Here is a 20,449-nt window from a genome sequence, read left to right on the forward strand (position 1 = left end):
CTTTGCGTGAGATTGTGGTGATTTCATTATACCAAAGAAGTTCCTTCTCTTTTTATATGTTCTTCACTTTTGTGCAGTAAAGTTTTCCCACAATTATTTTACACTAACCCAAGATGCGGCCCTGCGGCGCGCACTAAAAAGCGCCGCGTCAGTCCGACGCAGCGCTTTTGTTGATGAAATGAAATTTAGAATTTGTAGCCCATACCGACCTGCCAGCCTTCTACGTCATCATCGTAGTTATCCACGTCTACGCTGGCGCTGCGGTATTTTACATGAGCGTCCCAGCTCGACGTAATATCGTAGCCGACGCCGATTTCATAAGAATTAACGTCATCGCCGACGCCGACAGAAGCAAAGCCCTGCAGGCGGTCTGTAAGAGGCAGCTGGCCGCGGAGACCGAACTGATAACCATACGAATTCTTACCCGAATGCCACGTATCCGTGTCGACATAGGAGCCGCCGCCATAAATGGATAAATATGGCGCCAGGCGATAGTTGCCAACTACATAATGTTCGTTGATCTTATTTCCGTTATCGCCTTTCGTATAGTTATTAATATATTGAATATCCCATTTATCATTAAGGACATAGGTCAAATCGCCGCCGACAAAACGGCTTTCCGCACTGCGGCCGCCTTCTTCCTGGTCGAATCCATAGTTGACGTTTACCTTAAAATCGCCGGCTTCAGGATTTCGTATAGGCGCGGCGAACGAAACGGCGCTGACAGAAACAAGGGCCGCTAATACGCTGGCCAACACTATCTTTTTCACGGGAAACACCTCCATCGTGTACTCACATACTTCATCATATTATTTATATTATACTCTATTTGTCACGAAAAGGCAAAAAGAAGAAAGAGAAATCCTCATTCTTCTTTATAGCGCTCCAGCAATTCTTCTCCGGCCTGGATGACCTGGCTTAGAGGGATAACGGAAATGCCCTTGTATTTGCCTTCTTTAATAATTTTTTTCATGCTCTTGCCTACTTCGTAATGAGTCGTCGACTCCAATACGATAGCCCGATCCGTATAAGGCCCGTAAAATTTAGGATTGCTCGGCCCGTATAAAGCGACGAGGGGCACGCGCTGGCTTACGGCAATGTGCATGGGCCCGCTGTCGTTCGTAATAAACAGGGAGCAGCGCCTAATCGCAGCGGCCAGCTCGCCGATCGAAAATTTCCCCGTCCCTACGACAGGTTTGTGCCGCATCAGCGACACGGCTTCGCCGACCATCTCTTCGTCCATCGTGCCGCCAAAGAATACGCACGTATAGCCTTTATCGGCAAAGTAATCAGCGACAGCGGCGAACCGGTCAGGAGGCCAGCGTTTCTGGGGCACGGCGCTGCCGATGTTGAAGCCGACGAGCTTATCGCCCGGCCCTACGCCCTGGGACGCATAGAAATCATCGGCCGCTTTATCCCATGCAGGGCAGGTAACGAGCTGCAGGCCGTCGTTCCGGTAATCGTCGATGCCCAGTTGAACCAGCACGTTGAGATACATATCGGCGGCATGAAAATGGAGGCGGTCCAGCCGCGTATAGGTATCCATGAACGGCCGAAACAAAAAATGACTCATGCCGACGAACTGCTTCGCCTGGATGGCCGCCGCTAAAAACGATGTCCGTTCGTTAGGATGGAGATTTATCAAAATGTCGTAATGATTTTTGTGCAGCTCCCGTCCAATCCGCCACAGCGCGCCGACTGAATTGTCCTTGCCTTTTTTGTCGACAGTCACGATATGATCCACGTTCGGATTGTAGCGCACGACGTCGGCCACTTTTTCGTCAACGACGAGGGTGATATCCGATCCGTGAGCATGACGGCGCAGTACCTGCAGAAAGGGCGTAATCAGCACCAAATCGCCTAAATGCATTAAGAAGGTTACGATAATTCGTTTGTGACGCAAATTAATCATTATCTGCCTCCTTTACGATGTCCGTATATGTCTCCCAGACCCTGTCGACGGATATCTGTTTCATGCAGTCCGGGTCGTCGACGAGGGGCTGCTCCTGCGTCGCCGCCGACGTAGGCGAAATAATCATATGGATGTATTCGCTGCGGGCGCCGCCGTACGGCCCCGTCCGATCCGGACAGGTCGGGCCAAACAGGGCGATCAGCTCCTTCTTCAGGGCATTGGCAATATGCAGCGGCCCCGTATCGGCACTGATGTACAAGCGGGACATGCCAATAGCCGCCATGAGCTCGCGTAAACTGGTCTTTCCTGTATAATCAAACAGACGCGGCGACGCAACGCCTTCGGCAATGGCCCTCCCCTTCGGCACATCGTCGCCGCTGCCCAACAGGACGACGTTCATGCCACCTTGGACAACGCGGCGCAGAAACGCCTGCCAATACGGAACAGGCCATTCCTTTACGTCCCACCGCGCGCCGGGCACGACGGCAATATAAGGGCCCGTCATGCCATCGGCAGCAAATCGCCCTGAAAGCGACGCTTTTTCCGCGTCGACAGACGGAAGAGGAAATTCGACGCCGTCTACAGCGCCGCCTAAAGCGCGTACCGTATCCAAATACCGTTCGATGACGTGATCGAATTTATGCGTCCCCGTCAGCCCTTTGCTGACCAGAAAGCTGCCTTCGCGCATTTCCCAGTAGCCGTACTTTTCCTTCGCGCCGCTGCAGAAGGCGACGATCGCGCTTTTGGCCAGCCCCTGCAAATCGAGGCACATATCAAAATGATACTCGTGCAAGGTCCGGCGCAGCTCTTTCAAATAGGACAGCGATTTCAGCCCCTTCTTATCGATATACACGATGTCGTCGATATAAGGTTTGCCCGGCAAAACGGCGGAAAACTGCTTGTGCACAGCCCAGACGATGCGCGCGTCGGGGCAGTTTTCCCGCAGGGCGTACAGCGTCGGCAGGGCGTGCAGCACGTCGCCGAGAGAACTCATTTTGACGATGAGGATATTCTTATATGGTTTCACGGCATTTCCCTTCTTTTACGACCTTTCGGACAAAATCGAGCAGAGAACCGCCTTCAAATAAATACGACGGCACGCCGGCACGTTCGCCGCACTCCACGTCGCGGGGCATATCGCCGATCATAACCGACGAAGCCAGGTCAATATCCCAATCGGCTGCCGCCTGCAAAATCATGCCCGGCGCAGGCTTGCGCCAATCGCTCTGTTTATCGTAGGCCTTGACCGGCGCGCCTTCCAGATACGGGCAGTAATACACGGCCGTGACCTTGCCGCCGGCTTCTTCTATCTGCCGGCACATCCAGTCGTGAAGGCGCCGCACGTCTTCTTCCGTATAGTAGCCGCGGGCGACGCCGCTCTGGTTCGTCACGACGACGACGTCGTAGCCTTCCTTCGTCAGCCAGGCGACGGCTTCCTTCGCCCCGTCCATCCATTCAAAATCTTCTACGCGGCTTAAATAGCCCTTGTCGACGTTGAGGACGCCGTCGCGGTCCAAAAACACGGCCTTTCTCATTCGTAGTACCCGCCGCTCTTTTCGAGGATGCTGCAGTATTCCTTTACTGCTTCGTCGAGAAGGGTAAAGCCCCTGTCGTAGCCAGCTTTCATCAGCTTCTGCGTATCAGCCTGGGTATAGCTCTGATATTTTCCTTTGAGGACTTCCGGGAAAGGAACGTACTCGATATGCCCTTTGCCGCAGTAATCGATGATGCCCTGGACAAATTCGTTGAACGTATGGCCTACGCCGGTGCCGCAGTTGTAAATGCCCGACAGCTCCGGATGTTCCCAGAAATAAAATACGACGTTGACGACGTCTTTGACGTAGATAAAATCGCGAATCTGGCCGCCGTCCTCATAGCCCGCCGTACCGGCAAACAAGGTGATTTTGCCCGTTTCCTGCAGTTCGTTGTATTTTTGGAAAATGAGGGACGCCATGCGGTCCTTGTGATTTTCCTGAGGCCCAAAGACGTTGAAGTACCGGAAGCCTACGATCTGGCTCTTCGCCAAGGGCATGACGCGGCGGACGAAGCGGTCGAACTGCAGCTTGGAATAGGCGTAGGGATTGAGAGCCTGCTCGCACTGCGGTTCTTCGCGGAAGCCGTTCTTGCCGCTGCCGTAGGTCGACGCCGACGATGCATACAGGAAGGGAATCTTGCGCTGCATGCAGTAGCGCAGCAGGTTCTTGCTGCCTTCGTAATTGTTCTTCATCATATAGCGGCCGTCGTAGTTCATCGTATCGGAGCAGGCTCCTTCATGGAATACGACGTCAATATAGCCGCAGTCAAAGGTATCGTCGGCCATCTGCATGTCGAAATCTTCATAGTCCATGTAATCGTAGAACGAAAGGCCCTGAAGATTGCGGCATTTGCGTCCGTCCGTCAAATCGTCGACGATGAGGATATCGTCGATTCCCCGGTTATTCAGTTGTTTTACTATATTGCTGCCGATAAATCCGGCGCCGCCTGTTACGATTTTCATAGTTTACCCTCCTTCGCCAAAGAGGCGATTTTCTGTACTAATCCCGTCGTAGAATATCCTTCTTCAAAGGATATGATTTCTACGCGCTTTACATATTCCCTGCCGACGACCTCTTCGGCCTTATAGTCGCCGCCCTTTACGAGGATATCCGGCCGCAGCACGCTGAGCAGCTCTGCCGGCGTATCTTCCGTAAAAATGACGACTTCGTCGACGCAGCCGAGGGCGCTCAGCAATACGGCCCGGTCCTCCTCGTGGACGAGAGGGCGCGTTTCGCCTTTCAGCCGACGCACCGACGCATCGGAATTCAAGCCGACGACGAGATGCTGTCCCAGCATGGCCGCCTGCTGCAGATACAGGACGTGGCCGCGGTGCAGGATATCGAAGCAGCCGTTCGTAAAGACAACCGTTTCGCCCTGCTTCTGCCACTGCCGTATTTTTTCCGCCGTTTCTTCCCTACTCAGGGCCTTGTACGGAGCCCAGCGATTAGGATGCCATTCCTGCCACAGCTTCAGCAGCTCGCTGCGGTGAATCGGATAGGTCCCGACCTTCGTGACGACGATGCCTGCCGCCGCATTGGCAACCTGCAGGCTCGTGCGAATCGACAAATGACTGGCTACAGCCGCCAAAAACGCCGCGGCGACAGTATCGCCGGCGCCTGATACGTCGAACACTTCCTGAGCCGTCGCCGGATTGTTCCATACCTTGCCATCCTTGCGGATGACCGTAATCCCCTTTTCCGACCGCGTGACCATGATATGGGCGAAATCATACTGCTCATGGAGCCTGCGCGCCGCATCCACGACGGCCTGGCCTTCGTTAGGTATCTTCTCGCCGCAGCAGTCTCCCAGCTCCTTAATATTAGGCGTCACAAAATCAGCGCCGTTGTACTTGTGCCAGTCGCTGCCCTTCGGGTCGACGAGTATGGGAATTCCCGCCCTGCGGGCCCGTTCGATAACCAGCTGGGACATGCGATCCGTCAGAACGCCTTTTTTATAATCCGACAAAATCATGCCGTCTAAGCCCTGCGCGATGCGCTGATCCAGCCAGGCCGCCAAGGCGTCTTCTTCTTCCCTTTCAAAGGGGACGGCGTCTTCAAAATCCAGCCGTACCATTTGCTGACGCGAGCCGAGGACCCGCACTTTCGTCGTCGTCACGTGGCCCTTGCGCACGACCATCCCCGTGCCGTCGATGCCGGCGTCATTCAGCAGACCGCGCAGAAGAGCGGCGTTTTCATCGTCGCCGACTAAGCCGGCTAAATATACGCGGCAGTCTAAATTCGCCAGGTTGGCGGCAACGTTCGCCGCGCCTCCCAGGACCGACGAAATGCGGTTGACCTTATTAACCGGCACGGGCGCTTCCGGAGAAATGCGGTCCACGCTGCCGAAGACGTAACGGTCGACCATGATATCGCCGACGACGGCGATTCGCAGCTTCGGCAATGCATCGTTTAAAAAGTTATCAATATACCCTTCAGTCATACTTACTCCTCAATGTCATGCTGTTCTTCTACGGCTTCCTTCTTTTTCGTTCCCATCAAATGCTCCAGCTCGGCCATAAAGCTTTCCAAATCGGCAAATTTCCGGTATACCGACGCGAAGCGGATATAGGCGACTTCATCGATAGACTTGAGTTCGTCCAAGACCATTTCGCCGATTTTCTCGCTCGTGACTTCCTGAGCCAGAGAATTCCGTATATCCCGTTCTACGTGAGAAACGATGTCTTCCAGCTGCTGCCGCGTTATCATCCGCTTATTGCTGGCCCGCAGCAGACCGTTCAATATCTTGCTGCGGTCGAAGAGCTCGCGGCTGCCGTTGCGCTTAATGACGATGAGCGGCGATTCTTCCACCATCTCGTACGTCGTAAACCGCCGGCCGCAGCTCTGGCACTCCCGGCGGCGGCGAATGGCTCTGCCGTCGTCCGTAGCCCGCGAATCGGTTACTTTGGTATCGTCATGCTTGCAAAAAGGACATTTCATGATGTATTCCTCCTAACGCGCGCGCTGCGCGGGGAATTTTGAAAAAAAGCGGGTCCCTAAGGATCCGCTTTTTACTGTACTGCTTATCTCATCCACGTAGGAATTTCTACGCCGCCGGCATCTTTGGAATCTCCGGCTTTAAGTCCGCCCGCCTGTCCGAAGGAAGGAATCGAAGACGGTTCTTTGCCAAATCCAGTCGCAACGACAGTAATGCGAATCGAATCTTCCATATCCGGGTCAATAACGGAACCGAAGATGATATTGGCATCAGGATCAACAGCTTCGGCAACTTTTTCCGCTGCTTCATTGATTTCATACAAGCTGATATCCGGGCCGCCCGTGACGTTGAGCAGGATGCTCTGCGCGCCGTCGATGCCCATTTCCAGGAGCGGGCTGTGAATCGCGCTGTCGACGGCTTCGACGGCTCTGTTTTCGCCGGAGCCTACGCCGATGCCCATAATCGCTTCGCCCTGATCGGACATAATCGTCTTGACGTCGGCAAAGTCCAGGTTGATGAGGCCTGTCGTCGTAATCAAATCGGAAATGCCCTGCACGCCCTGACGGAGAACGTCGTCGGCTACGAGGAACGCGTCTTTGAGCGGCGTCTTTTTATCGATAATCTGGAGCAGCTTATCGTTCGGAATCGTGATGATCGTATCGACCTTTTCCTTCAGATAGGCCGCGCCCTTTTCAGCCTGTTCCTTACGGCGCTTACCTTCAAAAGCAAAGGGCTTCGTTACGACGGCGACGGTCAGCGCGCCCATTTCCTTGGCACATTCCGCTACGATAGGAGCCGCACCCGTGCCGGTGCCGCCGCCCATGCCGGCCGTGATGAAGACCATATCGGCACCCTGAAGGGCTTTGATGATTTCTTCCTTGCTTTCCAAAGCTGCCTGTTCGCCGACCTGAGGATTAGCGCCGGCGCCGAGGCCGCGCGTCAATTTTTCGCCAATCTGGAGCTTAACGTCGGCCTGCGATACTTCCAATACCTGATCTTCCGTATTCACGGAAATGAACTGCACGCCCTGCAGACCGCTTTCTATCATACGGTTGACGGCGTTGTTTCCGCCGCCGCCGACACCAATTACTTTTATATTTGCAAACTCTGCCATACTTCTGTTTCCTCCTTCAAATTCGTCAGCACTGCTATATATAGATAGGATTCTATATTATTTTACACTATATCGGAAAAATTATCTACATCTTTTTTTAAATCTTTCGGGCCGCTCAACGGCTCAGTTACGGGCTTTCGCCTGTCGTCAGCCCCCCTTGCCGGAGCAATCCGGCGTCTGGTTACTTACTCTTGACGGACGGAGCGCCGGGCGTCGTGTCGATATATTGAACCAGCAAATGGTTGCTGTCTACTTCCCGCAGCAGCTCGTCGGTAATGGCCGCCCGTTCGACGGGCTTATCGCCCTTGCCCAAGTGAACGGGCAGCGAGTCCGTCGTATAGGCAATGATATTGTCCGGATTGCCTACGTTAATTTCAGCCATATGTTTCAATACGTCCGGCGGCAAATTCTGCAAATATTCCAGGCCGGCCCGGAGGGCGGGATCGGCTATGGTATCCCCCAGCAGCAGCGTATCGACCTTTTTCCCAGTCATAATCGGCACGGATACGCCTTCTATCTGCGGCTCCAGCTCTATGACGACGCCGTCCTTATCCACGTAGGCAAAGCCGTACATCGTCATGACGATAGCAGCCGCCTTCCGCTCGGTCAGCGTCACCTGTATCGTCGCAGGGAACTGCCGTTCTACGACGGCGCTGCTGATGCGCAGATCTTTTTCCAGCCGATTCTTCAGCTCGTCCGGCGACAGCTGCACGACGTTGACGTAGCCCGGAACGCCGCCGGCCCGGTATATATCATCCGTCGTCAGCGTTTCATTTCCCTGAATGACCAGTGTGCCGAAGGGAACGGCGGCGAAGCGCAGAAAGACCCACAGCAGCAGGACGAACAGGACGATGCCGACAGCCGTCAGGCGTCCCTTGCGCTTCTGCTTCCGCTTTTTCTTTATCTTCTCGCGCTTTATGCGCCGCTTCCGACGGCGTGTTTCTTCTTCCTGCAGCTGCTGCCGCCGTTCGGCTTCGCGCCGGTTTCCGTACAAATCGTCCAGCGGATCATGCGCCAAATGGGGCGGCACGAACACGTCGCTCGTATGCTTAAACGCTGCCGCGTTGTCCGGCTTCCGCCGCGAAGTTGTATCCGATGTAAATTGGTAATTACGATAGTTTTCTTTCTTCATGCTACATCCTAACGTACTGTGCAGTTAAAACTTGCCGACAGAGGCTTCCAATAAAATTTTTTCGCACAAGTCTTCAAAGGACAATCCCATCGCGATAGCCGCGTCAGGCACGAGGCTCGTCGCCGTCATGCCGGGCACGGTGTTGATTTCCAGGACGAACGGTTCTCCCTGGCTGTTCGTCATGATGTCGACGCGGGCGACGCCGCTGCACTGGCACAGGTGGAAGACCTGCAGGGCTAAATCCTGCATTTTCTTCGTCAGTTCCGGCGAAATCGGCGCCGGGCAGAGATGCTTCGTCACGCCGGGCGTATATTTCGAATAGTAATCATACCGCCCCGTGCTGGGAACGATTTGAATGACCGGCATAGCCATGTCGTCCATGACGGCGACGGTAAATTCTTCTCCGTCGAGAAAGGCTTCGGCGATGATGGCCGGACCGTAACGGAAGGCTTCATCCAGAGCCGCCCGAATATCCGACGCGTCGCTGACGATGACCGTCCCGATCGTCGACCCCTGGGCCGACGACTTGATGACCACGGGCAGCGAAAAGCGACGCCCAATATCGTCAGCTATATAGTCCAAGCCCTGGGCCGAGAAATAATAGGCGAAGGGAGCCGTCGGAATACCGGCGCCCTGAAAAGCGCATTTGCTCACGACCTTACTCATGCCGACGGCGCTGGCCATGACGCCGGGACCCGTATAGGGAAGGCCCATCATTTCGCAAAGCCCCTGCAGCACGCCGTCTTCGCCGTACCGGCCGTGCAGGGCGTTGAATACGACGTCAATATTTTTTTCCTTAAGCGTCTCTACCAGCCGCTCCGGCACCAGTTCAATCGTCTCTACAGCGTAGCCTTTCGTCGTCAACGCTTTGGCAATAGCCGCGCCGGTATTGCGCGATACTTCTGCTTCCGACGACGGGCCGCCGACGACGACGGCAATTTTTTTCTGTTTCATCGTTTCTATAGTAGTGTTCATGTTTTTAATCTTATCCTTTTGCTTCCGCCAAGTATTGTTCTCCCACTTTATAAATGTCTCCGGCTCCCATGGTAATGATTAAATCCAGCGGCCGGGCATGTTCTTTCAAATATGTGACGACGTCTTCCGTATGGGGAATGTAGATGACGTCCTGTCCGGTCTTTTCGCGAACCTTATCGGCAATAAGCCGGCCCGTCACGCCCGGAATAGGATCTTCGCCGGCGCTGTATACGTCGGTCACAATGAGGACGTCGGCTTTAGCAAAGGCCGAGCCGTAATCTTCAAGAAGGAGCTGCGTCCGCGTATAGCGGTGCGGCTGAAACAGGCAGACGACGCGGTGCGTGCCCATGTCGCGGGCCGCCGTGAGGGTGGCGTTGATTTCCGTCGGGTGATGGGCATAATCGTCGACGACCCATACGTCGCCGGCAAAGCCTTTCGTTTGAAAGCGCCGCTTTGCGCCGTGAAAATGGGACAACGCTGAAGCTACCTGACTGAAGGAAATGCCGCAGCGCAGCGCCACAGCCGTCGTCGCCAGCGCGTTCAGGACATTGTGCCGTCCCGGCACGTTCAGCATCAGTTCGCCCAGCGTCTCGCCGTGAAACAGCACGTCAAAATACAGCTTGCCCTTGGCATAATGGAGATTCCGAGCCTGATAATCCGCCTCAGCCTCGATACCGTACGTCAGATACCGGCGCTGCAGAGACGGCGCCAGACGGCGGATGTATTCGTTTTCAAAGCACAGGACGGCCAGCCCCTGCTCGGCGTCCAGCTTCTGTATAAACTCCTTAAAGGCTTCGACGACGTTGTCCATGGAGCCGTAATGATCCATGTGATCGGCGTCGATATTGGTTACGACAGCGATATACGGCGACTGCTTCAGGAAGGTCCCGTCGCTTTCGTCGGCTTCGGCAATGACGTATTCGCCTTTGCCTAAAATCGAATTGCTGTGCAGGTAATCGACTTCACCGCCGATGACGATAGTCGGTTCCAGATGGCTTTCTTCAAAGACCTGGCCGAGCATGGACGACGTCGTCGTCTTGCCGTGCGCTCCGGCGACGGATATGCCCTTGCCCCAGGTCATGATATGTACCAGCGCGTCGGACCGATGTATCACCGGGATATGCCTCCGCCGCGCTTCTACTACTTCTGCATTCGTTTCGCGAATTGCCGAAGAGATGACGACGACTTCGGCATCCTGCAGATTTTCCGCCTTCTGGCCGATGCAGATGCGCGCGCCCTGTTCGGCAAATTTATCCGTAATGGCCGACCGCTTGAGGTCCGACCCCGATACGATATATCCTTTTTCTATGAAAACGTTGGCTATTGCCCGCATGCCTGCGCCGGCAATGCCGATAAAATGTACTTTTCGTACGTCGTTGAGATTGACCATGGTCTTACACATCCTTACTTTGCGCTGCTTCCCGTGCGTCGGCGCGCAATCGATAACGCCAGCTTCGCAATGTCGTGAGCGGCCTGAGGCCGGCCCAGAGCCTTGCTGGCCTTGGCCATGGAAGCTAACGCTTCCGGATCTTCTTTTAAATGAAGGATTTCTTCCAGCAAATCCTTACCGGTCAGCATCTTGTCCAGGATCATCTTAGCCGCGCCGCACATGACCAGGGCTTGGGCGTTGTACCGCTGATGATCTTCCGCCGCATAGGGGTAAGGAATCAAAATCGAAGGAACGCCCCGCACTGTCAATTCAGCCAACCCCACGGCGCCGGCACGATATACGGCCAAATCAGCCGCCGCCAACGCTTCCGGCATCTGATGCAGGTACGGTATAATACGGCTTCCCTCGCCGTACCGCCCTTTGCCGTCGATGCCTTCGAGCTGCTTGACGACGCGGTCGTACTCGTGGTCTCCCGTAATATGGAGAATCTGTATGTCCTTGACATCCTTAAAATACCGATGCACTTCAATCATGGCCGAGTTGATGCTGCGCGCCCCGCGGCTGCCGCCGGCGACGAGGAGCGTAAATTTATGCGAGTCCAGCCCCAGCAGGCTGCGCCCTTCTTCCTTGCTTACCGTCAAAATATCCTTACGGACAGGATTTCCCGTATACACGAGATTTTCTTTTTTCTTAAACCGGCCGGCCGCTTCCCTATATCCCAGGGCGACGCGGTTGGCAAACTTGCTCAAAATCAAATTGGTCACGCCGGGGATGACGTTTTGCTCCTGCACGAGCGTCGGAATGCCGCTCAGGCTGGCCGCCAGCAGCACGGGGCCGCAGACGAATCCGCCCGTACCGATGACGACTTCCGGCTTAAACCGATGAATAATGCGTTCGGCCTTAAATACGCTTCCCGCCGTCTTTCCCAGAGTCACTACGTTGCGGAAGGAAATGCGGCGTTCCAATCCCCGTACGTCTATGGTCACAAAAGGCAGTCCTTCTTTAGGAATCAGCGTATTTTCCAACCCTATCTTCGAGCCTACGTAGAGAAACTCCGTCGGCTCGATATCGGCAATAGCGCGGGCAATTGTTATTGCCGGATAGATATGGCCGCCTGTTCCGCCTCCTGAAATAATTACTCGACCCATGTTTTTGCCCCCTACCAGTCAAAAATAAATTCTATGGCTATATCGCGTTGACGATTCCCTTGAAGACCCGTCCGCGCTGCTCAAAATTATCGTACATGTCAAAGCTCGAGCATGCCGGAGACAACAGTACGGCCTGCGGCGCTTTGGCAATCTTACGGGCCATCATAATCGCCCGTTCCATGCTGTATCCGGCCCGGCGAATATCCTTGACGCCGGCCTTCTTCGCTTCCTGTTCAAACCGATCTGCCGCCGCGCCGATCAATATGATCGTATCGACCTTTTCTGCGGCCAATTTCATAAACTCGTCGAGAGGCGTCATCTTATCGTAGCCGCCGGCAATCAAGACCAAGTGTCCCGAAAACGCTTCCAGCGCTTTGATAGACGCGTCGGTATTCGTTCCTTTTGAATCATTGTAATAGGTGACGCCGTGAATTGTGCGCACTTTTTCCAGACGGTGCTCTACGCCCCGGAACGATTTCAATACGCCAGAGATCACGTCGAGAGGCACGCCGGCGGCGTAAGCCAGCAGCGACGCAGCCAAACAATTTTGAATATTATGCTTGCCGAATAAATGAAGTTCGTCTTCCCGGCAAATGAGCGTATCCTGGCCGTCCATGCGGAGGATAAGCTGCCCGTCCTGATAAAACGCACCAACAGGCACTTCGCCCTGCGTGGAAAACCAGACGACGCGGCCCGTCATGTCCGGAGCCATGGCCCTGACCAGCGGGTCGTCGTAATTCAGCACAGCCGTATCGTCCCCATCCTGATTGCGGAAAATGCGCTTCTTCGCTTCGGCGTAGGCTTCCATCGTATGATGGCGGTCTAGGTGGTCCGGCGTAATATTCAGGACGACGGCCGCTTTAGCCTTCATCGTCTGCGTAAATTCCAGCTGGAAGCTGGACAATTCCGCTACGACGACGGCTTCCTTCGGCAAATCTGCCGCCTGCTCGGAAAGGCCGATGCCGATATTGCCGCCGACGACAGTCTGACGGCCTGAGGCCTTCATGATTTCCCCCAGCAGGGTCGTCGTCGTCGTCTTCCCGTTCGTACCCGTCACGCCCAATATGTCGGCATCGGTTACGCGGCAGGCTGTTTCTACTTCACTCCAAACGGGCAAACGGCGCGACAGCGCTTCTTTCATAATGGGAATTTCCGGAGAAATAACCGGCGACGGCACGACGATGTCCACGCCGTCCAGCAGCGAATTTTCCTGGCTGCCGAATACGAACTTGACGCCGGCACGCTGCAGCGCCGGCCACGGCTCTTCCGTGCAGTCGATGTCCTTTTTGTCATTGAGAATAACTGCGCCGCCGTGACGGGCCAAGGCCATCGATGCGGCCCGGCCGCTGATACCTGCGCCGATGACCAATATTTTTTTTCCAGAAAAATCCATTATGCTCATTTGCCAACACCTGCTTTGTTCAGATAATATGAATACCCTCTATTTGCACGATAAGACGACGATAATCGCCAATATCGCCATGAGGGCGGAAAAACTCCAAAAAACGGTAACTACCTTTACTTCGCTCCAGCCAGACAGTTCAAAATGATGATGAATAGGGCTCATTTTGAATACGCGCACGCCCCGCGTCTTAAAGGAAACAACCTGAATGATAACCGATAAGGCTTCAATGACGTATAATCCGCCTGCCAGAATGAGAAGCAGCTCCGTCTTCGTCAAGATAGCCATCGCCGCCAGCGCCCCGCCCAAAGCCAGCGAACCTGTATCGCCCATAAACATCTTGGCCGGGTGCTGGTTATAAAACAGAAAGCCCAGGCAGGCGCCGGTCAAGGCCGCGCTGAACACGGCGAAATTGACGTATCCCAGCGCTACGGCAATGACGACGTAGGCCACAGACGTAATCGCGCAGGAACCGGCCGCCAGGCCGTCCAAGCCGTCCGTCAGGTTGACGGCATTGCTGGCTCCGACGATCATGACAAACACAAAGATATAATAGAAGAATCCCAAATCGATCGTAATCGACGTGAAGGGAATCCAAAGAGTCGTAGGAAATTGAAGGAATTCCTTTAAAATGAAGCAAAATACGGCTGCCATAACGAACTGGCCGAGCAATTTCTGCTTGGCTGTCAGCCCCAGATTACGCCGTTTCACCGCTTTGATGCTGTCGTCGAGGAATCCGATGACGCCGTGTCCGAACGTCAGAAACAAAGCCAGGCCCTTGCGCAGATCCGACGGATTGAATACCAGACAGGAGACAACCAAAGCGATCAGAATCAAGATGCCGCCCATCGTCGGCGTCCCGGCTTTATACTTATGGCTCTGCGGGCCTTCTTCCCGTTCAGATTGGCGGGCATGGAATTTCTTTAACTGCCCGATAACCGGCTTGCCCAGCACTAAGGCGATGACCAGGCTGACGGCGAATCCAAATATCAGCGTATTTAACATTCACATGACTTCCTTTCGAAATATGACAGTATTTTTTCCATGGCAAACCCGCGGGACCCTTTCAGCAGCACCGTATCACCCGGCTGCAGCAGTTCTTTCAGGCAGGCGGCGCATTCGTCATGCGTCGCGGCCGTGTAGACCTGCTTCATGCCGCCTTCTCTCGCCGCGCAGGCAATATATCCGGCCAGCTCGCCCATGGTAATGAGGACGTCAATACCCGACGAGGCGATCTCCCGGCCGATGGCTTCATGTTCTTCCCGGGCCCAATCGCCTAATTCCAGCATGCCGCCCAATACGGCAATTTTCCGGCCCGTCGTCAAGGCGCCCAGAGAACGGATAGCCGCGCTCATGGAAGCCGGATTGGCGTTATAGGCGTCGTTGATAAACGTATACGGCGCCAAGGAAATCAGCTCTTCCCGCATGGGCACGCCTTTATACGCCGCCAGGCCGCGCCGGATTTCTTCGGCCGAAAGGCCCGTCAAGCAGCCGACGGCAGCCGCAGCCAATCCGTTATAGGCGTGGTGGCGGCTGATTGCCGGAATCTGCGCCGCGAAGACATCGCTGCCGCAGTGGCAGGTGAAGGTTACGCCCTGCTCGCTTACGGCTATCTGCTCGGCCCAGATATCGTCGCCCGCCTCGGTGCCGTAGGTCAGCACGCTGCCGCGGCATAGGGCGGCCATCGGGGCTACGAAGGAATCGTCGGCATTCAATACGGCCGTGCCCTTTTCGTCAAGAGCCAAAACAAGCTCGCTCTTCGCCTTGGCGATGTTTTCCTGCGACCCCAGGAGTTCAATATGGCTCTTGCCGACGTTCGTCACGACGCCGATAGTCGGCTCGGCAATGGCCGCCAGCTCGGCAATCTGTCCCAAGCCGCGCATGCCCATTTCGACGACGCAGGCTTCGTGCCGTTCCGTCAGCTGCAGCAGCGTGCGCGGCAGGCCGATTTCGTTGTTGAAATTTTTTTCCGTCTGCAGCACGTCATATTTCTGCGACAGGACGGAGGCAATCATATTTCGCGTCGACGTCTTGCCGACGGAGCCCGTTACGGCTACGACGGGAATGGAAAAACGGCGGCGATGGAAGCGGGCCAAAGCCTGATAGGCCTTCAGCGTATCGTCTGCGACGAAAACAGCAATGCCGTACTCTCTGTATTCGTCCCGCATTTCGGACACGATAACGCCGGCCGCGCCCTGCTGCACGGCTTTGCCGACAAAATCATGACCGTCAAACCGCTCGCCCTTGAGGGCTACAAACAACGCGTCCCTGCCGATGACCCGCGTATCCGTTTCCACGCCGGAAAATAAAGTCTTTTCGCCGCTGACGGCGACAGACGCTCCCGTCGCCTCTTGTATTTCTGTCTTCGTAAAGGAAGCCATTTTCTTATCGCCCCTTTAACGCCAGCACGGCCTTGCGCGCTTCTTCGCGATCGTCGAAGTGAATCGTGCCGTCTTTTAAAATCTGATACGTTTCATGACCCTTGCCGGCAATAACGATGATGTCGCCGGTCTGCGCCAGTTCGACGGCTCTCTGGATAGCCGACCGGCGGTCGACGATGACTTCGTGATGCTGGCCCGGCTTGAGCCCTTGCTTTACGCCGGCTTCCACTTCAGCGACAATGGCATCGGGGTCTTCCGAACGGGGATTGTCCGACGTGACGATGGGAATGTCGGCGTGTTCCGCCGCAATCTTGCCCATGATGGGGCGCTTCGTCCGGTCGCGGTCGCCGCCGCAGCCGAAGACGGCTAAAATACGGTTCGGATGCATGGCACGAGCTGTCGTCAAGGCCTTTTCCAGGCTGTCCGGCGTGTGGGAATAATCGACGACGATGGCAAAATCCTGACCGGCTTCGACGAGCTCGAAGCGGCCTGCTACGGAGTGGAAGGTCTGTATAGCGCTGTCGATGATTTCCGTATCGACGCCTTCAGCATGGGCCGCGCCGATAGCCGCCAGCGTATTATATACGTTGAACAAGCCGGTAATATTCATATTCAGATGGACGCTGCCGAAGGGCCCGGTTACGTCGAAGGACGATTTCTTCAATTCGACGTTCAGATTCGACCCTCTCAAGTCGGCTTCTTTTTCTACGCCATAGGTCAGGACCTTGCACTGGCAGGCTTTGAGGATATCCTTGGACCACGGGTCGTCGATGTTAACGATAGCCGTCTTATTGTCCTTGACATGTTCGCGGAAAGACAAGCCCTTGAACAACTTGGCCTTAGCGGCTACGTAGTCTTCCATCGTCTTGTGAAAATCGAGGTGATCCTGCGTCAAATTCGTGAATACGGCCGTATCGAATTCAATGCCGGCCACGCGGTGCAGGGCCAGGGCATGGCTCGATACTTCCATGACGACGTGGGTCATGCCCTTTTCGTACATGAGCGCCAGGAAGCGCTGCAGCTCGACGACGTCAGGCGTCGTATTGTGAATAGGCAGCTCTTCGTCGTCGATGAGGGCGTGAATCGTGCCGAGAACGCCGACATGATGGCCGGCGGCCCGCAGAATGTGGGCGATGATATGAGTCGTCGTCGTCTTGCCGTTCGTGCCGGTTACGCCGATCATGCGCATCTTGCGGCCGGGATAATCATAAAAATAGGGAACCATGTCTTCCAGTGCATGATGGATATCCGGCACCCGGATCTGCACGGTGCCCTTAGGCAATTCCAAATGCTTCGTCGTCAAGACGGCGACGGCGCCTTTTTCCACAGCCTGGACGGCAAAGGAAGCGCCGTCGACGTGAACGCCGGAAATGCACACGAATAAATTGCCCGGCTCGATTTCCCGCGAATCAGCGGCGATGCCCGTAATCGGCGTTTCTACGTTGCCTTCTACGTTGTATATGCCCTTAATTTGCTTGCAAAGTTCACTTACTGTCTTCATCCTCAACATCCTCCTCGCAATCTGTTATGTATACGTAATCATTTCTATTAAAGCAAACAACAATAGCAGCCTTGGGTAAAGGCTGCTGATGTCATCATATTATCGGCCTGTATGGGCTGCTTCCTTCTGAGGCTCGGACGACTGGCCGCCGTACAGCACATACGTCGGCGCAACCATGCCCAGCTGTTTCGTAGCGACCGTATATATCCGTTCAGGTGCTTCCAGCTTAGCAATATCGACGCGCAAGTTCTCATTTTCACGCTGCAGCGCCTGCACCTGTCTTTTTTCATTCATCAGCGCATAACCATAATCAGTTTTAGCCGCAGATAAGGCAATATATGTCAGCAAAAAAAAGCAAATCAGCCCTACTACCGACAAGGTACGCAGGATAAGGCCCGAAAAGTTTCTGTCGGCCGGAACTGCCTCCTGCCTCTGCTCTGCATACCGTATGTATCCTGCTTTTCTGGACAACATATTATATCACATCCATTCGACGAATTACTACCAGTACCTTGTAAATATTATTTTCGAATTCCGACGCGCAGCTTGGCGCTCCGGGCACGCGGATTCTGCTCCAGTTCTTCCGGAGACGGAGAAATAGCCTGCCGCTTCGCTTTCAGTATGGCCTTATGATGGCATGTGCACACGGGAATATCGGGCGGGCAGATGCAGTCCGTAGCCAATAATTTCAGCGTTTGCTTTGTAATGCGGTCTTCTAGCGAATGGAAGGTGATGACGCATATATGTCCCCCGGGCTTAAGCCGGTTGGCCGCGCTTTCCAGCGCATTGCGCAGAATGCCGAGTTCGTCGTTGACTTCGATGCGGATGGCCTGAAAGGTCCGCTTGGCCGGATGGGGGCCGTCCTTTCGGGCGCCGGCGGGAATAGCCTTTTTAATAATCGAGACGAGCTCGCCAGTCCGCTCAATGGCCTTTTCTTTGCGGGCGGCGGCGATAAAGGAAGCAATGCGCTTGGCCCATCGTTCTTCGCCGTACTCCTTAATAATGCGGTATAATTCGCCTTCGCTGTACGAATTGACCACGTCGTAGGCGCTTTTGCCGCGGCTGCGGTCCATGCGCATATCCAGCGGGCCGTCCTGCATGTAAGAAAAGCCCCGTTCCGGCGTGTCGAGCTGATAACTGGATACGCCTAAATCAAACATGACTCCGTCGACGGCGTCGATTCCCAGCTCGTCGAGGACGTCGGACAGCTGGCTGAAATTGCGCTGCACCAGAATATGACGGCAAGCCGTATCTTCCAGCCGCTTCGTCGCCGCGGCGATGGCGTCGGCGTCCTGATCGAGGCCGATGAGCAAGCCGTCGTCGTTCAGCCGCTCCGCCAGCGCATGGGAATGGCCGCCGCCGCCGAGGGTACAGTCTACGTAAACCCCGCTGGGATTTCCTATAAGATTGTCAATCGTTTCCTCGCGGAGAACGCTAACATGATGAAACGCCATAATACCTCCTAAAACTCAATATCCAGAGATTCGTCCAGACTTTCGGCGATCTCTTCCATATCTGGCACGATCTTGGCCGCATATTCTTCGTACGCCTCCTGGGCCCAGATTTCTATTTTATCGCCCGTCCCCAGTATGGTCACGTCCTTTTTCAACTGGGCGTACTCGCGCAGCGTCCCCGGAATCAGAATGCGTCCCTGCCGGTCAAATTCAACTTCAGCGGCGCTGCCGAACAAAAAGCGCTTGAAAGCCCGTACATTTTCCTTCGAAGCCTTCAGCTTTTTCATGCCGTTGGCCAAATTGATCCACGCTTCCATCGTATACACGGAGAGACAACCTTCCAGTCCACGGGTGACTACGAAGGAAGATCCCAATTCGTCGCGGAATTTCGCAGGCAGGATCACGCGGCCCTTCGCATCGATCGTATGCGAATATTCCCCCATGAACATCTTGTCGTCATCTCCTTCCCGTCGCTTTCACTTTTCACCACATTTTACCACATTTCAACACCTCGTGACAACAAATATCAGCCCATTCGCGGGAACTATATATAAAAAATCACCATGCAGGCTGCATGGTGATTAAAAAGAATAGGTACAGATTCATATTATATTGGGTTTATACGGCGCAAATAGCCTGCATCACATCGTCGTCTACGACGATGTCCTCCTGCCGCAGCGCCGTCAAATCGCAGCGCCGCGCCAGCTCTTCCAGCGGATACCGAGCCCGTTCGGATACCAGGCCTCCTTTGTACGCCAAATAGGATAGTACGCTGTCGCGGTCGGCTCCGCCATCCCGCAGGCTCTCTATCGTAATGCCCTGCTGCCGCTTCGACAAACGGCGGCCTTCTCCGTCGATCAGCATGGGCACGTGAGTGTACTGCGGCGCAGGATAGCCGAGGTATTCGATGAGCCAAATCTGCTGCGCCGTCGACGACAGCAGGTCGCGGCCCCGCAGGACGTGGGTAATGCCCATCATCCCGTCGTCGACGGACACGGCCAGCTGATAGGCATACAAGCCGTCGGCACGACGTACGACGAAATCGCCGCAGGCCCTCGGCAAATACGCTTCCTGCCGGCCATACACGCCGTCGCAGAACGACACGGCGGCTGGTGGCACGTGGACGCGCCACGACGGGTCTTTCTTCATCGCGGCCCGTTCCGCCGCCGTCATGCCGTAGCAATGCCCGTCGTACACGCTTCGTTCGCCGGCGTGGGGCGCGCCGATGGCCTGCAATCTGGCCCGGCTGCAGTAGCAGGGGTACAGCAGGCCGCCGCGCTGCAGTGCCGACAGCGCGCCGTCGTACAGAGCATATCGTTCCTGCTGCATATACGGCCCAGCCGGGCCGCCCCTGTCAGGTCCTTCGTCCCAGGTCAGCCCCAGCCACTGCAAGTCCCGCATCAGGGCCTCGGCAAATTCTGTTTTCGACCGCTGCTCGTCGACGTCTTCCATGCGCAGGACCAGCGTGCCGCCGGCCTGCCGGACCTGGAGCCAGCACAAAAACGCCGTCCACGCGTTTCCCAAATGCATGTATCCCGTCGGGCTGGGCGCAAAACGACCTCTCATAGGA

At 55.2% G+C, this 20,449-nt stretch carries 20 protein-coding genes; all 20 read right to left on the reverse strand.

Going from position 1 to position 20,449, the window contains the following annotated elements; all coding sequences use genetic code 11:
• Positions 1–185: 185 nt before the first annotated feature.
• The 20 genes from B5F80_RS06715 to gluQRS all read right to left on the reverse strand — a co-directional run bounded on the left by B5F80_RS06715 (position 186) and on the right by gluQRS (position 20,445).
• A complete protein-coding gene (locus B5F80_RS06715; protein WP_087478054.1) occupies positions 186–770 on the reverse strand; it encodes a porin in 585 nt (194 codons plus the stop codon).
• Between the two features lie 95 nt (positions 771–865).
• Positions 866–1,912, reverse strand: coding sequence for a glycosyltransferase family 9 protein (locus B5F80_RS06720; RefSeq protein WP_087478055.1), 1,047 nt, complete (start codon positions 1,910–1,912; stop codon positions 866–868).
• On the reverse strand, positions 1,905–2,939 hold the full coding sequence (locus tag B5F80_RS06725) for a glycosyltransferase family 9 protein (protein ID WP_087478056.1): 1,035 nt from the start codon (positions 2,937–2,939) through the stop codon (positions 1,905–1,907). The genes B5F80_RS06720 and B5F80_RS06725 overlap by 8 nt, the downstream gene beginning before the upstream one ends.
• On the reverse strand, positions 2,926–3,447 hold the full coding sequence (locus B5F80_RS06730) for an HAD family hydrolase (protein WP_087478057.1): 522 nt from the start codon (positions 3,445–3,447) through the stop codon (positions 2,926–2,928). Before B5F80_RS06730 ends, B5F80_RS06725 begins: the two co-directional genes overlap by 14 nt.
• Positions 3,444–4,409 carry an ADP-glyceromanno-heptose 6-epimerase gene (rfaD, locus tag B5F80_RS06735; protein WP_087478058.1) on the reverse strand — a complete coding sequence of 322 codons (966 nt, stop codon included), beginning with the start codon at positions 4,407–4,409 and terminating at the stop codon, positions 3,444–3,446. The genes B5F80_RS06730 and rfaD overlap by 4 nt, the downstream gene beginning before the upstream one ends.
• Positions 4,406–5,887, reverse strand: coding sequence for a D-glycero-beta-D-manno-heptose-7-phosphate kinase (gene rfaE1, locus B5F80_RS06740; protein WP_087478059.1), 1,482 nt, complete (start codon positions 5,885–5,887; stop codon positions 4,406–4,408). Before rfaE1 ends, rfaD begins: the two co-directional genes overlap by 4 nt.
• A gap of 2 nt (positions 5,888–5,889) precedes the next feature.
• A complete protein-coding gene (nrdR, locus tag B5F80_RS06745) occupies positions 5,890–6,384 on the reverse strand; it encodes a transcriptional regulator NrdR (RefSeq protein WP_087478060.1) in 495 nt (164 codons plus the stop codon).
• 83 nt (positions 6,385–6,467) lie between these two features.
• Positions 6,468–7,496, reverse strand: coding sequence for a cell division protein FtsZ (ftsZ, locus tag B5F80_RS06750; RefSeq protein WP_087478061.1), 1,029 nt, complete (start codon positions 7,494–7,496; stop codon positions 6,468–6,470).
• Positions 7,497–7,677: 181 nt separating this feature from the next.
• Complete coding sequence (locus B5F80_RS06755; protein ID WP_087478062.1) at positions 7,678–8,628, reverse strand: FtsQ-type POTRA domain-containing protein; 951 nt, start codon at positions 8,626–8,628, stop codon at positions 7,678–7,680.
• Positions 8,629–8,652: 24 nt separating this feature from the next.
• Positions 8,653–9,582, reverse strand: a complete 930-nt coding sequence (locus B5F80_RS06760; protein ID WP_162860322.1) for a D-alanine--D-alanine ligase — start codon at positions 9,580–9,582, stop codon at positions 8,653–8,655.
• A gap of 31 nt (positions 9,583–9,613) precedes the next feature.
• Positions 9,614–10,993, reverse strand: a complete 1,380-nt coding sequence (murC, locus tag B5F80_RS06765; protein ID WP_087478063.1) for a UDP-N-acetylmuramate--L-alanine ligase — start codon at positions 10,991–10,993, stop codon at positions 9,614–9,616.
• A gap of 14 nt (positions 10,994–11,007) precedes the next feature.
• Positions 11,008–12,141, reverse strand: a complete 1,134-nt coding sequence (gene murG, locus B5F80_RS06770) for an undecaprenyldiphospho-muramoylpentapeptide beta-N-acetylglucosaminyltransferase (RefSeq protein ID WP_087478064.1) — start codon at positions 12,139–12,141, stop codon at positions 11,008–11,010.
• 37 nt (positions 12,142–12,178) lie between these two features.
• A complete protein-coding gene (gene murD, locus B5F80_RS06775) occupies positions 12,179–13,543 on the reverse strand; it encodes a UDP-N-acetylmuramoyl-L-alanine--D-glutamate ligase (protein ID WP_087478065.1) in 1,365 nt (454 codons plus the stop codon).
• Between the two features lie 39 nt (positions 13,544–13,582).
• Positions 13,583–14,548: a phospho-N-acetylmuramoyl-pentapeptide-transferase gene (gene mraY, locus B5F80_RS06780; RefSeq protein WP_087478066.1), complete on the reverse strand. Its 966-nt coding sequence runs from the start codon at positions 14,546–14,548 to the stop codon at positions 13,583–13,585.
• Positions 14,542–15,924, reverse strand: coding sequence for a UDP-N-acetylmuramoyl-tripeptide--D-alanyl-D-alanine ligase (gene murF / locus B5F80_RS06785; RefSeq protein WP_087478067.1), 1,383 nt, complete (start codon positions 15,922–15,924; stop codon positions 14,542–14,544). Before murF ends, mraY begins: the two co-directional genes overlap by 7 nt.
• A 4-nt stretch (positions 15,925–15,928) precedes the next feature.
• Positions 15,929–17,425 (reverse strand): UDP-N-acetylmuramoyl-L-alanyl-D-glutamate--2,6-diaminopimelate ligase, encoded by a 1,497-nt coding sequence (locus B5F80_RS06790; protein ID WP_087478068.1) that lies wholly within the window; start codon positions 17,423–17,425, stop codon positions 15,929–15,931.
• Positions 17,426–17,524: 99 nt separating this feature from the next.
• Positions 17,525–17,719, reverse strand: a complete 195-nt coding sequence (locus B5F80_RS11405; protein ID WP_239386318.1) for a cell division protein FtsL — start codon at positions 17,717–17,719, stop codon at positions 17,525–17,527.
• A gap of 227 nt (positions 17,720–17,946) precedes the next feature.
• Positions 17,947–18,879: a 16S rRNA (cytosine(1402)-N(4))-methyltransferase RsmH gene (gene rsmH, locus B5F80_RS06800; RefSeq protein WP_087478070.1), complete on the reverse strand. Its 933-nt coding sequence runs from the start codon at positions 18,877–18,879 to the stop codon at positions 17,947–17,949.
• Positions 18,880–18,887: 8 nt separating this feature from the next.
• Complete coding sequence (mraZ, locus tag B5F80_RS06805) at positions 18,888–19,328, reverse strand: division/cell wall cluster transcriptional repressor MraZ (protein WP_087478071.1); 441 nt, start codon at positions 19,326–19,328, stop codon at positions 18,888–18,890.
• Between the two features lie 169 nt (positions 19,329–19,497).
• The gene (gene gluQRS / locus B5F80_RS06810) at positions 19,498–20,445 is read right to left on the reverse strand and encodes a tRNA glutamyl-Q(34) synthetase GluQRS (RefSeq protein ID WP_087478072.1); all 948 of its coding nucleotides are present in this window, start codon (positions 20,443–20,445) and stop codon (positions 19,498–19,500) included.
• Between the last annotated feature and the right edge of the window lie 4 nt (positions 20,446–20,449).

Origin of the sequence: Megasphaera sp. An286, assembly GCF_002163455.1 — a bacterium.
Lineage (GTDB): Bacteria > Bacillota > Negativicutes > Veillonellales > Megasphaeraceae > Megasphaera > Megasphaera stantonii.

Bases quoted from the DNA above. Each gene is read 5' to 3' on its own strand.
- B5F80_RS06755 (WP_087478062.1), bottom strand. From the start codon at position 8,628: ATGAAGAAAGAAAACTATCGTAATTACCAATTTACATCGGATACAACT.
- murC (WP_087478063.1), bottom strand. From the start codon at position 10,993: ATGGTCAATCTCAACGACGTACGAAAAGTACATTTTATCGGCATTGCC.
- mraZ (WP_087478071.1), bottom strand. From the start codon at position 19,328: ATGTTCATGGGGGAATATTCGCATACGATCGATGCGAAGGGCCGCGTG.
- gluQRS (WP_087478072.1), bottom strand. From the start codon at position 20,445: ATGAGAGGTCGTTTTGCGCCCAGCCCGACGGGATACATGCATTTGGGA.
- murD (WP_087478065.1), bottom strand. From the start codon at position 13,543: ATGAGCATAATGGATTTTTCTGGAAAAAAAATATTGGTCATCGGCGCA.
- B5F80_RS06760 (WP_162860322.1), bottom strand. From the start codon at position 9,582: ATGAAACAGAAAAAAATTGCCGTCGTCGTCGGCGGCCCGTCGTCGGAA.
- B5F80_RS06730 (WP_087478057.1), bottom strand. From the start codon at position 3,447: ATGAGAAAGGCCGTGTTTTTGGACCGCGACGGCGTCCTCAACGTCGAC.
- murF (WP_087478067.1), bottom strand. From the start codon at position 15,924: ATGGCTTCCTTTACGAAGACAGAAATACAAGAGGCGACGGGAGCGTCT.
- ftsZ (WP_087478061.1), bottom strand. From the start codon at position 7,496: ATGGCAGAGTTTGCAAATATAAAAGTAATTGGTGTCGGCGGCGGCGGA.
- mraY (WP_087478066.1), bottom strand. From the start codon at position 14,548: ATGTTAAATACGCTGATATTTGGATTCGCCGTCAGCCTGGTCATCGCC.
- rfaD (WP_087478058.1), bottom strand. From the start codon at position 4,409: ATGAAAATCGTAACAGGCGGCGCCGGATTTATCGGCAGCAATATAGTA.
- B5F80_RS11405 (WP_239386318.1), bottom strand. From the start codon at position 17,719: ATGAATGAAAAAAGACAGGTGCAGGCGCTGCAGCGTGAAAATGAGAAC.
- rfaE1 (WP_087478059.1), bottom strand. From the start codon at position 5,887: ATGACTGAAGGGTATATTGATAACTTTTTAAACGATGCATTGCCGAAG.
- B5F80_RS06720 (WP_087478055.1), bottom strand. From the start codon at position 1,912: ATGATTAATTTGCGTCACAAACGAATTATCGTAACCTTCTTAATGCAT.
- nrdR (WP_087478060.1), bottom strand. From the start codon at position 6,384: ATGAAATGTCCTTTTTGCAAGCATGACGATACCAAAGTAACCGATTCG.
- murG (WP_087478064.1), bottom strand. From the start codon at position 12,141: ATGGGTCGAGTAATTATTTCAGGAGGCGGAACAGGCGGCCATATCTAT.
- rsmH (WP_087478070.1), bottom strand. From the start codon at position 18,879: ATGGCGTTTCATCATGTTAGCGTTCTCCGCGAGGAAACGATTGACAAT.
- B5F80_RS06790 (WP_087478068.1), bottom strand. From the start codon at position 17,425: ATGAAGACAGTAAGTGAACTTTGCAAGCAAATTAAGGGCATATACAAC.